Source organism: Stenotrophomonas sp. Ker107b (assembly GCF_053847245.1).
Map to the genome: position 1 here is coordinate 266,121 of NZ_JBSPHX010000003.1, position 13,281 is coordinate 279,401.

Below are 13,281 nucleotides of genomic sequence, written 5' to 3' on the forward strand. Positions count from 1 at the left end.
CGGCACCCGGTGAGCGGCTGAGCATGGCCCAGTACCGCTACAAGGCGCTCAACGCCCATGGCGAACTGTTCGATGGCCAGATGGATGCAGCCAGCGAAGCCGAGGTGGTCGCGCGCCTGCAGGACCAGGGCCACATGCCGATGGAAGCGCGACTGGCCAGCGAGGGCGTGGCCGGTGCCTCGTCCTGGGCGGCGCTGCTGCGCCGGAAGCCGTTCGACGGCGGAGGGCTGGTGCAGTTCACCCAGCAACTAGCTACGCTGCTCGGCGCGGGGCAGCCGCTGGACCGCGCGCTGAGCATCCTGCTCGAGCTGCCCGAAGACGAACGCACACGCCGGGTGGTCACCGACATCCGCGACATCGTGCGCGGCGGCGCGCCGCTCTCCACCGCGCTGGAGCGCCAGCACGGGCTGTTCTCGCGGCTGTACATCAACATGGTGCGCGCCGGTGAAGCCGGTGGCAGCCTGCACGACACCCTGCAGCGGCTGTCGGATTACCTGGAGCGCAGCGCTGAGCTGAAAGGGCGCGTCATCAATGCGCTGATCTACCCGGCGATCCTGCTGGCGGTGGTCGGCGGCGCGCTGCTGTTCCTGCTCGGCTACGTGGTGCCGCAGTTCGCGCTGATGTACGAAAGTCTGGATGTCGCGCTGCCGTGGTTCACCCAGTGGGTGCTCACCGCTGGCCTGATCGTGCGCGAAGGCTGGATCATCATGATCGTGGTACCGGCCGTGATCGCGCTGGTGGTAGAGCGGCGGCTGCGGCAACCGGCCACGCGCCTGGCCATGGATGGCTGGCTGCTGCAGCGCAAGGGCATCGGCCCGCTGCTGGCCAAGCTGGAAACCGCGCGTCTGGCCCGCACCCTGGGTACGTTGTTGCGCAATGGCGTGCCGCTGCTGTCCGGCCTGGGCATCGCGCGCAACGTGCTGAGCAACCGCGCGCTGGCCGCCGATGTGGACGCAGCCAGTGACGAGGTCAAGAACGGCAACGGCCTGTCGGCGTCGTTGGCGCGTGGCAAGCGTTTCCCGCGCCTGGCGCTGCAGATGATCCAGGTCGGCGAGGAATCCGGCGCGCTGGATACGATGCTGCTCAAGACCGCCGATACGTTCGAACAGGAAAGCGCGCGCGCGATCGACCGGCTGCTGTCGGCGCTGGTGCCGGTGATCACCCTGGTGCTGGCCTCGGTGGTCGGCCTGGTGATCGTGGCCGTGCTGGTGCCGTTGTACGACCTGACCAATGCCATCGGCTGACCGGCCGCTGGTGACTATCCCAACGATTCGATGCAAGGAGCCTGCCATATGCAACGCCGTCGCCTGACCCGCTTTTCTTCCGCGCGCCACCAGTCCGGCATGAGCCTGCTGGAGATCATCATCGTGATCGTGCTGATCGGTGCGGTGCTGACCCTGGTCGGCAGCCGCGTGCTCGGCGGTGCCGATCGTGGCAAGGCCAACATCGCCAAGGCGCAGGTGCAGACCATGGCCGGCAAGATCGACAACTACCAGCTCGATACCGGCAAGCTGCCGGCCAAGCTGGATGATCTGGTCACCCAGCCCAGCGGCAGCGCGGGCTGGCTCGGCCCGTACGCCAAGCCGGCCGACCTCAATGATCCGTGGGGCCATGCGTTGGAGTACCGCGTGCCGGGCGAAAGCCAGCCGTACGAGCTGATCAGCCTGGGCAAGGATGGCAAGGTCGGTGGCAGCAGTTACGATGCGGACATCCGGTACGAGTAATCGGCATTGGGAGCGCTGTGGCCCGTGCCGAGCAGACCGCCGCATCGCGTGCCCACGGGCACCCATGCACGCGGTCTGTCGCTGCTGGAGATGCTGCTGGTGGTGGCCCTGATCGCCATCATCGGCGTGGTGACCGCCACCGCGATGAACGGTGGCATCGATGGCATGCGCCTGCGCAACGCCGGCAAGGAAATCGCTACCCAGCTGCGCTACACACGTACCCAGGCCATCGCCACCGGCCAGACCCAGCGCTTCGTCATCGACCCGCGTGCGCGAACCTGGCAGGCCGCCAATGGTCGTCACGGGCAGATTCCGGCCGCGCTGGACGTTCAGTTCCGCGGTGCGGGCCAGCTCAGCACCGCGCCGGGGCAGGGCAGCATCGCCTTCTTCGCCGACGGCGCGGCCAGTGGCGGCAGCATCGAGCTGAGCACCCGCGGTGCGGTGTGGGAGATCCACGTCGGCTGGATCACCGGTGAAGTCCGTGCCGGTCCGCGCCGGGAGGGTGGATGAAGCGTCAGCGCGGCTATTCGCTGCTGGAGGTGATCATCGCGTTCGCGCTGCTGGCGTTGGCGTTGACCCTGCTGCTGGGCAGTCTGTCCGGTGCGGCCCGTCAGGTCGGCCAGGCCGACGTGCGCAGCCGGGCCACGCTGTATGCGCAGTCGCTGCTGGCCAGTACCGGGGTGGAAACGCCGCTGCAGGAAGGCAGCACGCAGGGCGAGTGGGAGCAGGGCAGGTACCGCTGGCAACTGCAGGTGGAGCCTTACGCGGAGCCGCGTATCACCACAGCGCCGGTGACCACCGACGTTGGTGGCCCGACCCTGGCGCAGATCACGCTGCAGGTGCGCTGGGGCGAAAGCAACGGCGAGCAGCTGCAGTGGCGCAGCCTGCGCTTGTTGCCGCCGGTACCGGGCGCACCGCGATGACGCTGCGCCCACGCCGCGCCGGCGGCTTCACGCTGATCGAGATCCTGCTGGCGACCGCGCTGCTGGTGGGCGGGCTGGCACTGGCCTTCGCCACCGTGCGCTCGGCCATGGCGATCAGCCAGCGCGGCGAGCGCATGGCCGCCCAGAACGAACGCATGCGCGCGGTCGACGGATTTCTGCGCCGTCGCCTGTCGACCGCGCTGGTCATTGCGACCTCGCCCCCGGATCCCACCCGAGACCCGGTGTACTTCATTGGCGAGCCGCAGCGGATGCTGTTTGTCTCCGATCTGCCCGGCTACCTCGGCCGCGGCGGGCCGTATGCGCATGAGCTGCAGGTCCGTCGTGCGGGTGGGCAGGAACAGTTGGAGGTCGGACTGACCCTGCTGCAGAACGGTGAAGCGATTGAAGAAGATCCGCCACGACCGCCGGAGATGCTGGCCGACCAACTGCGCGAGGTGCGCTTCCGCTACCGCGGCACCGATCCGCGCACCGGCCAGCTGAGCGAATGGCTGGACCGCTGGGAGGACACCCGCCGCCTGCCGCTGCTGGTCTCGATCGAGATCATCCCGCTGCAGGGGCCGGCGTGGCCGCCGATGATCGCGGCATTGCCGCCGCCGCGCGGAGATCTCCGATGAAGCCCGCGCGCGGTGCCGCGCTGGTGCTGGTGCTGTGGTTGATCGCGCTGCTCACCGCGGTGATCGGCGCATTTGCGCTGAGTGCACGCGTGGAGCACATGCAGCAGCGGGTGATTGGCGACGATGCCATCGGCCAGGAATACGCGCGCGCGGGGCTGGAATATGCCCTGCACCGTCTGCAGCCGCGCGCCAGCCAGCCGGCGTGGGTGGCCGATGGCCGCCGCTACCGGTGGACCTTTGATACGCGTCGGATCGATCTGACGATTCTCGACGAGAACGGCAAGATCAATCTGAATCTGGCCGACGTTAGCCTGCTCAGCGCATTCCTGCGCGCGATGGGGGAGGCGCCTGACCACGCCCAGCAGCTGGCCGGTGCCATCGTCGATTGGCGCGACGCCGACAGCCTCAAACAGCCCGGTGGCGGCGCGGAGACGCCGGATTACGTCGCGGCCGGCCTGCCCTATGGCGCACGCAACGCGCGCTTCGAGACGATGGGCGAGCTGCAGCGCGTGCTGGGCATGGAGGCGGACCTGTATGCGCGGATCGAGCCGATGCTGACCCTGTACAGCCGCCAGGCGCGGCCCGATCCACGCTTCGCGGCTGGCCCGGTGTTGACCGCGCTGGGGCTGGATGCCGAACGCCTGCTGGCCGAGCGCGAGCGTGCGGCGGCCGCGGATGACGCGGGATTACCGGCCGCAGCGCTTGCAGGTGGCAGTGGCACCTATAGTATCGAGAGTCGCGCCACGGACGAACGCGGCCGGATATCGGTACTGCGCGCCGTGGTGAGGATGGGGGCGGCAGGCACGCCGGGAACGGCATACACAGTACTTCGCTGGGAACAGGGAATGGCAGCAAGATGACGGCATGGCGTGACAGTCTGGTGCGGGCCCGCGGGCGCTTGTCGCCTGGCGTGGGCAGCAGCCTGCGCTGGTGGCGGCAATCGTTGCTGGCCTGGCTGCCGGTGCGTTGGCAATGGGCGATGGGCTGGTCGCGCTCACGGCTGCTGCTCAAGCGGGACGGTGAGGTGCTGCACGTTCAGCGCCAGACCGGTGAACAGCTCGAGGCGATTGCCGAACTGCCCTGGCCGGTGTCGCCGGCCGCGCTGGACAACCTGTTGGATGCGCGTCTGCGCAGCCTGCCGAGGCATTGGTTGCTGGCTGCCGGAAGCGTGTTGCGGCGACCGCTGCGGCTGCCCGCGGCGGCCGCGGAGCGGCTGCGCGATGTGGTCGGTTTTGAGATCGATCGGCAAACCCCCTTCGATGCCAGCCAGGTCAGCTATGACGTGCGCGATCTCGGCGCGTTGCCGGATGGCCAGCTGCAGGTGGAACTGGTGGTGATCCCGCGCCAGCAACTGGAGCACTGGGCACAGCAGGCCGGGCCATGGGCCCAGGCCGTGGCCGGCGTGGATGCCGTCGACGCCGATGGCCAGCCGCTGGACGTCAATCTGCTTCCGGTCGCGCAACGGCAGCCGTATCGCGACCCGATGGCGCGCTGGAACGGGCTCCTGGCCGTGGGCGCGATCGTGCTGCTTGCGCTGGCCGGCCATCAGTTGATCGACAATCGCCAGGCCGCGGCGGACCAGTTGCGTGAGCAGGTCGATGCCGCCGCGCGTGACGCACGCCAGGTCGCCGCCGAGCGGCAACAGCTTCAGAGCCTGGTCGAAGGCGCCGCGTTCCTGGAGGGCAAGCGTGCCGAGCATGCGAGCACCGTGGAGATCTGGAATGAACTTACCCGCCTGCTGCCCGATGGCACCTATCTGGAAAAAATGTCGATTGAAGGCACCACGCTGCAGTTGATCGGGCTCAGCCGCGAAGCCTCGCAACTGGTGCCGCTGCTGCAGGACTCGCCGCTATGGCGCAAGGTCAACCTGACCGGTGTGCTGCAGGCCGATGGGGCGACCAGCGGCCGCGACCGTTTCACGCTGACGGCCGAGCTGCAGCCGCTGCCCGGCGCGACACCGCCTGCCAAGGAGGTTGCCGATGGCAGCACAACCGACGCGCCGTGATCGCTGGCTGGCGCTGGGGCTGCTGTTGGCGGTGATCGCCGTGGCCTACCTGCTGCTGGTGCATCCGTGGTTGACCCGTCCGTTGCTGGCGATCAATGCCGACATCGCTGCGGTGCAGGAGCGCCAGCAGCGTGTGCAGGCGCAGTTGGCGCAGCGCGGCCAGATCGCTACCCAACTGAGCGAGGTGCAGACGGCGCTCGAGGGCCGCCCCGGCTTCCTGCGCGAGGCCACGGCCGAATCGGCCGCCGCCGCGCTGTCCAGCCGGCTGCAGGATGCGGTGGCCTCGGCCAGTCCGGGCAATCGCAGCTGCACGATCAGCAACCGCACGCCGCTGCCTGATGCCAGCCGCGAACCGGCGTTCCCGCGCGTGGCCCTGCAGGTGCGGCTGCGGTGCGGCGTGCCGGAAATGGCCGCGGTGCTGCACACGCTGGAGACCGGTACGCCGCGCTTGTTCGTGGACAACCTGAATCTGCTGGCGCAGCGCTTCCAGCAATCGCCAAGTGAAACCGGCACCGGCCTGGACGTGTCGTTCGAACTGGTCGGCTATCTGCGCCCGGGCGCCGCGCTGGAGCCCGGTGCGACGGTGCCATCCCCCGTTCTGCTGCCGGCGGGACAGGACGCTGGGCAGAACGTTGAACCAGGTGCGGCCCCGCCCAGCGATGCGGCCGAACCCCCGCCAGCGCCGGATGTTGCCGAGGAGGTCGAGCATGAAGCTTGAAGCAGCCGGCCTGCGCACCTGGTGGCTGGGGGGCATCGCGCTGTGGGCGCTGGCGATCTGGATCGCCACGCTGTCCGGGCTGGGCAGCCGTATCGCGCCGGCAACCGAGGGCGATGTCGGGCCCGGGCCGTTGCCGCAGCTGGCACCGGCCGCGCCGGAGCGCATGGCCTCGGCCAGCACCTACGCACAGATCGGTACGCGGCCGCTGTTCGCCGAAGACCGTCAGCCGCGCCCGTATCTGCTCGGCGGCACCGAGCAGGGCACCGCCAGCAGCGTCTCGCTGACCGGCGTACTGCTCACGCCTGACTTCGCGATGGCCATCCTGACCACCGATCAGCGCCAGTCGCTGCGGTTGCGCTTGAACGGTGAGGCGGTGAACGGCTGGCAGCTGCTGGCGCTGGAACCCCGCCGGGCCACTGTCAGTGGGCCGGGTGGCACCCAGACGCTGGAACTGCCGGTGTTCAACGGGCAGGGTGGCGAGCCGCCGACGGTGCTGGGCAGCACAGCGCTCACGAGCGTTCCGCCGGCCGGTGCCGGTGCGCGCCCGATCAATGGCGCATCGGCACCCATGCCCCCATCACCGCCGGCCGCCCCGCCTGCGCCGCAGACAGTTACGCCCTCGGCTGCGGCGGCTCCCGCGCAGAACGTGCAGGGCCCCAGCGAAGACCAGATGAAGGCGATCCGCGAGCGCATCCAGGCGCGCCGCCAGCAATTGCAGCAACAACAGCAACAGCAGTCGCAGCAACCGCCCGCGGGCGGCTCCGGCCACAACCCTTAGAGTGACAGCATGACCCTGCGCCTTTTCCCCGTGTCTTTCCTTGTCGCCCTGCTGGTGGGCTGCACCACCGTGCCCGCGCCGGAGGTGCGCCGCGATGCGGTCCTCGACAGCCACCAGGTGGTCGCCGGTGATGGCTCCCACGCAGGCGTCGATGCCGAGCCACTGGGAACCAGCGGTGCACCGCAGGCGGTGATCCGCCGCGGCACCGGCACGATGATCAACCGCAGCGCTGCCGCCGCGCCGCAGCCGTCGCTGGGCAATGCCTCCACCGGCAATGCGACCTTCAACTTCGAAGGCGAATCGGTGCACGCGGTGGTCAAGGCGATCCTCGGCGACTTCCTCGGCCAGAACTACGTGATCGCACCGGGCGTGCAGGGCACCGTGACCCTGGCCACGCCCAAGCCGGTGTCCTCGGCGCAGGCCTTGAACCTGCTGGAAATGGTGCTGGGCTGGAACAACGCGCGCATGGTCTACAGCGCAGGCCGCTACAACATCGTGGCCGCCGATCAGGCGCTGGCGGGCACCGTGTCGCCCAGCACCGCCCCGCCGGCCAATGCGCGCGGCTTTGAAGTGCGCGTGGTGCCGCTGCAGTACATCTCCGCCACCGAGATGAAGAAAGTGCTGGAGCCGTACGCGCGCCCGAACGCGATCGTCAATGTCGACAACGGCCGCAACGTGATCACCCTCGGCGGTACCCGCAGCGAACTGGAGAACTACCTGCGCACGGTGGAGATCTTCGATGTGGACTGGCTCTCGGGCATGTCCGTGGGCGTCTTCCCGATCCAGTCCGGCAAGGCCGAGCAGGTGGCCGCCGATCTGGAGAAGGTGTTCGGCGAGGAAAGCAAAACCCCCAGTGCCGGCATGTTCCGCTTCCTGCCGCTGGAGAATGCCAACGCGGTGCTGGTGATTACCCCGCAGGCGCGCTATCTCGACCAGATCCAGCAGTGGCTGGACCGCATCGATACCGCCGGTGGCAACGCGCGGCTGTTCTCCTACGAGCTGCGCTACGTCAAGGCCAAGGACCTGGCCGAGCGCCTGGCCGAAGCCTTCGCCAACGAGAACGGCCGCAGCGGTCGTGGCAGCAGTTCGCTGGCGCCGGGCGCGTCGCCGATGGACATCGGCAGCCGCGATGGCAACAGCAACAACAGTAATTTCTCCAACACCGGCAGCAGCAACGGCAGCAGCCGCGGTGGGCTGGGCGAAGGCACGATGAGTCTGCCGCAACGCCAGTCCGGCAACGCCAGCTTCAGCCTGGAAGTGCAGGGCGATACCGTCGGTGTATCGGCGGTGGAAGAAACCAACACGTTGCTGGTGCGCTCGACCCCGCAGGCCTGGCGCTCGATCCGCGAGGTGATCGAAAAGCTCGACGTGATGCCGATGCAGGTCCACATCGAAGCGCAGGTCGTCGAGGTCGCGCTGACCGGCGATCTCAGCTATGGCGTGAACTGGTTCTTCGAGCAGGCCGTGGCCACCGGCAAGACCGAGAGCGGCATCGACCTGCCCAGCGCGCTTGGCCGTTCGATCTGGGGCAGCATCTCCGGCTCGGTTGGCAGTGATGGGGTCGGCTGGACCTTCCTCGGCAAGAACGCCGCCGCAGTGGTCAGTGCGCTGGACAAGGTCAGCAACCTGCGCCTGCTGCAGACCCCCTCGCTGTTCGTGCGCAACAACGCCGAAGCCACCCTCAACGTGGGCACCCAGATTCCGATCAACTCGGTGTCGGTCAATACCGGCGTGGGCGGCGACAACACTTACAGCCAGGTCCAGTACCTGGATACCGGCGTGATCCTCAAAGTGCGCCCGCGCATCACCCGCGATGGCGTGGTGTTCCTGGACATCGTGCAGGAGGTCAGCTCGGCCGGCGCGATCCCGAGCGGCTGCGACCCGACCCGCACCACCTGCAACCCGCCGATCAATACCCGCAAGATCTCCACCGAAGCGGCGGTGCAGAGCGGTGACACCATCATGCTCGCCGGCCTGATCACCGATTCCGGCGAAGACGGCTCCAGTGGCGTACCGGGCCTGAGCAAGCTGCCGGTGATCGGTGCGCTGTTTGGCCGGAAGACGTTGAAGTCAGAACGCTCCGAAGTGATCGTGCTGCTGACTCCGACCATCGTGCGCAACGCGCAGGAGTCGCGGAACCTGACCGACGAATACAGCAGCCGCTTCCGTGCGATGGAGCCATTCCCCGAGCGCAAGGGCAAGCGCTGAGCGATGCCAGGCCCCTGCTGTCATCGCAGGGGCCGATCTTGTTACGCTGGCCGCGCCCAAGGGAGCCTGCGATGACACAGCGACACGGCGAAGACGGCAGCACGCAGAGGTCGGCATGAGCACGGTCATCCTGCTGCCGATCGGGGTCGACGATGCCGCGCTGGACCGCTGCCTGGCCGCGCTCGATGCCGGCACCGCAGCGGGCACCGCGATCTGGCTGGCCGACGATGGCCAGGCCGGGCCGCGCGCCCAGGCCGTGATCGAACATTGGCTTGCACACACGCCGCTGCAGGCCGAGTACACCCGCCGCGCCCGCGCGATCGGCGAGGTGGCCCATCTGGACGAAATGCTCACCGCCTGTGCGGGCGCTGATGTGGTGGTGCTCGCCCCGGATGCGATCCCGGCACCGGGTTGGTTGCAGCAGCTGGACGCCTGCCTGGCCCGCGATGCCTCGATCGGCTCGGCCACGCCGTGGTGCAACGCCGGTGAGACGGCCGCCTGGCCGCGTCTGGGTGAGATCAATCCACTGCCGGACGACCTTGATCTGGCCCCGCTGGCCCAGGCCTGCGCGGCGATGCCGCCATTGCATCCCGAACTGCCGTCTGCGGTGACCCACGCGGTGCTGTTGCGTGGCAATGCCCGACGCAAGGCCGGTGGGCTGGACATGCACAGTTACGCCTCATGGAATGCGGCCCTGATCGACCTCAGCCTGCGCATGGCCGGCCTCGGCTGGCGCAACGCCCTGTGCGAGACCGCCTTCGTCGCCCGCGTGGCCGAAGGTGTAACCGGCGAGGGCGACATGGAGGCGTTGGCGTCGCGCTGGCCGGCCTGGCCGCCGCGGCTGGCCGGCTTTCTGATGATCGATCCACTGCAGCAGGCACGCCACGACCTGCAGCAACACCACCGGCAGGCGATAATGCCCAAGGCGCAGGGCGATCTGTTCGCGCCGCCTGTCATTGCCGCCCCGGAGTCCCCCGTTTGAGCCCTGCCATCGCCGCCATCATCGTCAGCTACCAGAGCGCCAGCACGCTGGATGCCTGCCTGCTGCGCCTGCGCGAGGCGCGCGACATCGCCGAGATCCGCGTGGTCGACAACGATTCCACCGACGGCACCCTGGAGATCGTGCAGCGCCATGCCAGCGCCGATCCGCGGGTGCGCTTCATCGCCAATCCGGACAACCCCGGCTTTGCCGCCGCCAACAACCAGGGCGTGGCCGACAGCCAGGCACCGTGGCTGGCCTTCATCAACCCCGACCTGATGGTCGGCCCGGAGACCCTGGCCCAACTGCGCGAACGTGCGCTGCCGCTGGGTGACTGCCTGCTGGGCGTCGAGCAGGTGGATGAAAGCGGTCGCCCGGACGATGCCGTGCGTCGCCGTGACCCGGATTTCGCCGCGATGCTGCGCAACCCCGGGCAGGGCGGGAAACTGGCCCTCCCGGTCGACCACCGCCAGCCGCTGCAGGTGGTGCCGGCCCTGTCGGGCGCGCTGCTGCTGATGCCGCGGGCCCTGTTCGACCGGATCGGTGGGTGGGATGCGGGCTACCGCCTGCACGCCGAGGATCTGGATCTGTGCAGGCGCGCACGCGAGGCCGGCGCGGTGATCGCCATCGCCAACGACCTGCAGGTGACCCACGTACGCGGCGTCTCCAGCCGCTCGCGGCCGTTCTTCGTGGAGTGGCACAAGCACCGCGGGCTGTGGCGGTACTTCCGGAAGTTCGAGGCGCCGCAACGTGCCTGGCCGGTGCGCTGCGCCGTGTGGGGCGCGATCTGGGCGCATGCGCTGGTGCAGGTCCCGCGGCTGCTCCGCCGCCGGTAGAGGGCCGCGCATCCGCTTCGGCACCGGGTCGATACGTGCCGTGAACGCTGTCCACGCTGAGGGCACCGGCCGTTGGTCGTACACGGTGGCAGGCGCATACTCTTCAGCATGATCATCCAGTCCCTGCTCGACACCGACCTGTACAAATTCACCATGATGCAGGCAGTGCTGCATCAGTACCCCGGCGCGCAGGTGCAGTACCGGTTCAAGTGCCGGACCCCGGGCATCGACCTGGCGCAGTTCATCGACCAGATCAACGCCGAGATCGACCATCTGTGCAGCCTGCGCTTCAGCGCCGAAGAGCTGGACTACGTGCGCGGCCTGCGCTTCGTCAAACCGGATTTCGCCGATTTCCTCGGCCTGTTCCACCTGGACCGCAAGTACATCGCGCTGCGCCCCTCGACCACCGTGCCCGGTGAGATCGATCTGGACATCACCGGGCCGTGGCTGCACACCATTCTGTTCGAAGTCCCGCTGCTGGCGATCATCAACGAGGTCTGGTTCCGCAACACCACCGACTCGGATTTCAGCGAAGGCGAGCGCCGCCTGCAGGCCAAGACCGCGCTGCTGCGCGATACCCCCGGCTTCGAGCTGTGCCGGATCGCCGATTACGGCAGCCGCCGCCGTTACTCGCGCCAGTGGCATGGGCGGATGCTGCCGATGCTGCGCGACGCGCTTGGTGCGCAGTTCGTGGGCACCAGCAACGTGCATTTCGCCCGGCTGTACGGCATGACCCCGCACGGCACGATGGCCCATGAGTACCTGCAGGCGTTCCAGGCACTCGGCCCGCGCCTGCGTGACTCGCAGGTGGCCGCGCTGGAATCCTGGGCGCGCGAGTACCGCGGCGACCTCGGTATCGCGCTGTCGGATGTGGTCGGGCTGGAGGCCTTCCTGCGCGACTTCGACATGTACTTCTGCAAGCTGTTCGACGGCGTCCGCCACGATTCCGGCGACCCCTTCACCTGGGGCGACCGCATGCTGGCCCACTTTGACAGCCGCCGGGTGGATCCACGCAGCAAGGTGCTGGTCTTCAGCGACGGGCTGAACATCGAAAAGGTGATGCAGCTGTTCGATTATTTCCGCGGCCGCTGCCAGGTGGCCTTCGGGGTCGGCACGCACCTGACCAATGACCTGGGCCCGACCCCGCTCAACATCGTCATCAAGATGGTCCGCTGCAACGGCCAGCCGGTCGCCAAGCTGAGTGATTCACCCGGCAAGAGCATGTGCGACGACCCGGGCTATCTGGCGTATCTGCGCCAGGTCTTCGAGCTGCCCGCCGAGGGCTGAGCAGTGCACCGGCGCGGCGATCCGCTGCCGCCGGACACCCTTCAACCCCGATTCCGTTCAGCCCATCCGGGGCAGGTGACGCTGCGCGTCAGGAAGCGACGCAGCGCGCTCGCTATGCAGGAAAGCCAGATGTGCCACAATAATATGAGGCGCAGTTCACACTTTTGACCGACATCGATGCCGGTAATTGCCCGTATGCCGCCTCCGCATCGTGGTTCGTCTAGGCTTCCCGGATGAATGCATCATCACCACTCGATTACTACCGTACCCACGCCTGCTCTCGCCAGTGGCGCGGCTTCCTGCTGGCGCTCTGCGAAGAGTTCGACAGTGCGTTGCCCGATGCCGAACTGGCGCGGTTGATGGCGCGGATCGGTGAACGCTTCGGCCGTGCCCATGCACTGCCGGCGGCAGCGACCCTGGAGGAACTGCAGGACGCCGCCAATGCGGTCTGGTCCTCTGCCGAGTGGGGCCAGGTGGCGTTCGAGGAATTGCCGGAACAGGTTCACATTCACCATGCCGCCTCGCCGTTGTCGGCGGTACTCGGCGGCCGCGTCGGGTGGGATACTGGTTTTCTGGAAGGTGTGTACCGGCAATGGTTCCGCGCCGCCGGGATGGTGTCGGTATTGGATGTCCGGCACCTGCAGAGCGACAACCCGGATGTAGCGACATACACGCTGTCGCGTGTGTTCTGAATCTCTCTCCCCCCCTTTGATGGTGCCATGAGCAAGCTTCTGCAACATGCCGATACAGAGAGCCACGACGATGACGTGGCCGGCCTCTTCAACCGCTTGGGCGGCCGCGATGACACGCGCACCTACCAGGATTTCACCCACAGCCAGCCGCAGGTCAGCACCACGGCCCGCCTGCGCGAGGAGGCCCCGCCGCCGATTCCGGCCGCGAGCCTGACCGCGGTACCCAGTGCCGCGCCGGTGATCACGCCCGTGATCGCCGCGGCCGAGGCGGCGCCCATCGACGTGCCGGCAGCGGCTGCACCGGCGCAGAGCACACCGCTGGAACAGCTGTTCCAGCGACTGGCCGGGGCGCGTAGCGCGACGCCGGGGCACAGCCCGCTGAGCCGGCTGCGCGGGGCGTGAAACGTAGCCGGTGATCGCTCGCCGCGCCCTTCGGGGTGGGGCGGGAGTGCCGGCTGATGCAAGGGGATGCCGCTGCGTGCGGCCGTGTTGGGGA

The 13,281-nt window shown here is 68.4% G+C and carries 15 protein-coding genes; all 15 read left to right on the top strand.

All coding sequences use genetic code 11. From position 1 onward, the window contains the following. The first annotated feature begins 23 nt into the window (after positions 1-23). The 15 genes from xpsF (at position 24) to ACWV8V_RS16520 (ending at position 13,187) form a co-directional block, all read left to right on the top strand. Positions 24-1,244: a type II secretion system protein XpsF gene (xpsF, locus tag ACWV8V_RS16450; protein ID WP_259261799.1), complete on the top strand. Its 1,221-nt coding sequence runs from the start codon at positions 24-26 to the stop codon at positions 1,242-1,244. Positions 1,245-1,292: 48 nt separating this feature from the next. Then, positions 1,293-1,724, top strand: a complete 432-nt coding sequence (gene gspG / locus ACWV8V_RS16455) for a type II secretion system major pseudopilin GspG (RefSeq protein ID WP_259261800.1) — start codon at positions 1,293-1,295, stop codon at positions 1,722-1,724. Between the two features lie 90 nt (positions 1,725-1,814). Next, positions 1,815-2,234, top strand: a complete 420-nt coding sequence (gene xpsH, locus ACWV8V_RS16460) for a type II secretion system protein XpsH (RefSeq protein ID WP_455900309.1) — start codon at positions 1,815-1,817, stop codon at positions 2,232-2,234. Beyond that, positions 2,231-2,647 (top strand): type II secretion system protein XpsI, encoded by a 417-nt coding sequence (gene xpsI / locus ACWV8V_RS16465; RefSeq protein ID WP_346467322.1) that lies wholly within the window; start codon positions 2,231-2,233, stop codon positions 2,645-2,647. Before xpsH ends, xpsI begins: the two co-directional genes overlap by 4 nt. A gap of 2 nt (positions 2,648-2,649) precedes the next feature. Continuing rightward, a complete protein-coding gene (locus ACWV8V_RS16470; RefSeq protein WP_259261897.1) occupies positions 2,650-3,282 on the top strand; it encodes a type II secretion system protein J in 633 nt (210 codons plus the stop codon). Beyond that, a complete protein-coding gene (locus ACWV8V_RS16475; protein WP_259261802.1) occupies positions 3,279-4,142 on the top strand; it encodes a type II secretion system minor pseudopilin in 864 nt (287 codons plus the stop codon). Before ACWV8V_RS16470 ends, ACWV8V_RS16475 begins: the two co-directional genes overlap by 4 nt. Continuing rightward, positions 4,139-5,287, top strand: coding sequence for a PilN domain-containing protein (locus tag ACWV8V_RS16480; protein WP_259261803.1), 1,149 nt, complete (start codon positions 4,139-4,141; stop codon positions 5,285-5,287). The genes ACWV8V_RS16475 and ACWV8V_RS16480 overlap by 4 nt, the downstream gene beginning before the upstream one ends. After that, positions 5,262-6,005, top strand: coding sequence for a type II secretion system protein GspM (gene gspM, locus ACWV8V_RS16485; protein WP_455900240.1), 744 nt, complete (start codon positions 5,262-5,264; stop codon positions 6,003-6,005). The genes ACWV8V_RS16480 and gspM overlap by 26 nt, the downstream gene beginning before the upstream one ends. Beyond that, entirely contained in the window at positions 5,995-6,783 is a 789-nt protein-coding gene (locus ACWV8V_RS16490; protein WP_455900241.1) for a hypothetical protein, read from the top strand. Before gspM ends, ACWV8V_RS16490 begins: the two co-directional genes overlap by 11 nt. A gap of 9 nt (positions 6,784-6,792) precedes the next feature. Then, positions 6,793-8,991, top strand: coding sequence for a type II secretion system secretin GspD (gene gspD, locus ACWV8V_RS16495; protein ID WP_455900242.1), 2,199 nt, complete (start codon positions 6,793-6,795; stop codon positions 8,989-8,991). Between the two features lie 115 nt (positions 8,992-9,106). After that, complete coding sequence (locus ACWV8V_RS16500; RefSeq protein ID WP_455900243.1) at positions 9,107-9,973, top strand: glycosyltransferase family 2 protein; 867 nt, start codon at positions 9,107-9,109, stop codon at positions 9,971-9,973. After that, positions 9,970-10,806 carry a glycosyltransferase family 2 protein gene (locus ACWV8V_RS16505; RefSeq protein WP_455900244.1) on the top strand — a complete coding sequence of 279 codons (837 nt, stop codon included), beginning with the start codon at positions 9,970-9,972 and terminating at the stop codon, positions 10,804-10,806. Before ACWV8V_RS16500 ends, ACWV8V_RS16505 begins: the two co-directional genes overlap by 4 nt. Before the next feature lie 108 nt (positions 10,807-10,914). Further along, entirely contained in the window at positions 10,915-12,093 is a 1,179-nt protein-coding gene (gene pncB, locus ACWV8V_RS16510) for a nicotinate phosphoribosyltransferase (protein WP_259261809.1), read from the top strand. A 233-nt stretch (positions 12,094-12,326) separates the two neighbouring features. Beyond that, entirely contained in the window at positions 12,327-12,785 is a 459-nt protein-coding gene (bcsD, locus tag ACWV8V_RS16515) for a cellulose biosynthesis protein BcsD (protein WP_455900245.1), read from the top strand. Positions 12,786-12,812: 27 nt separating this feature from the next. Further along, positions 12,813-13,187, top strand: coding sequence for a hypothetical protein (locus tag ACWV8V_RS16520; protein ID WP_455900246.1), 375 nt, complete (start codon positions 12,813-12,815; stop codon positions 13,185-13,187). Positions 13,188-13,281 lie beyond the last annotated feature (94 nt).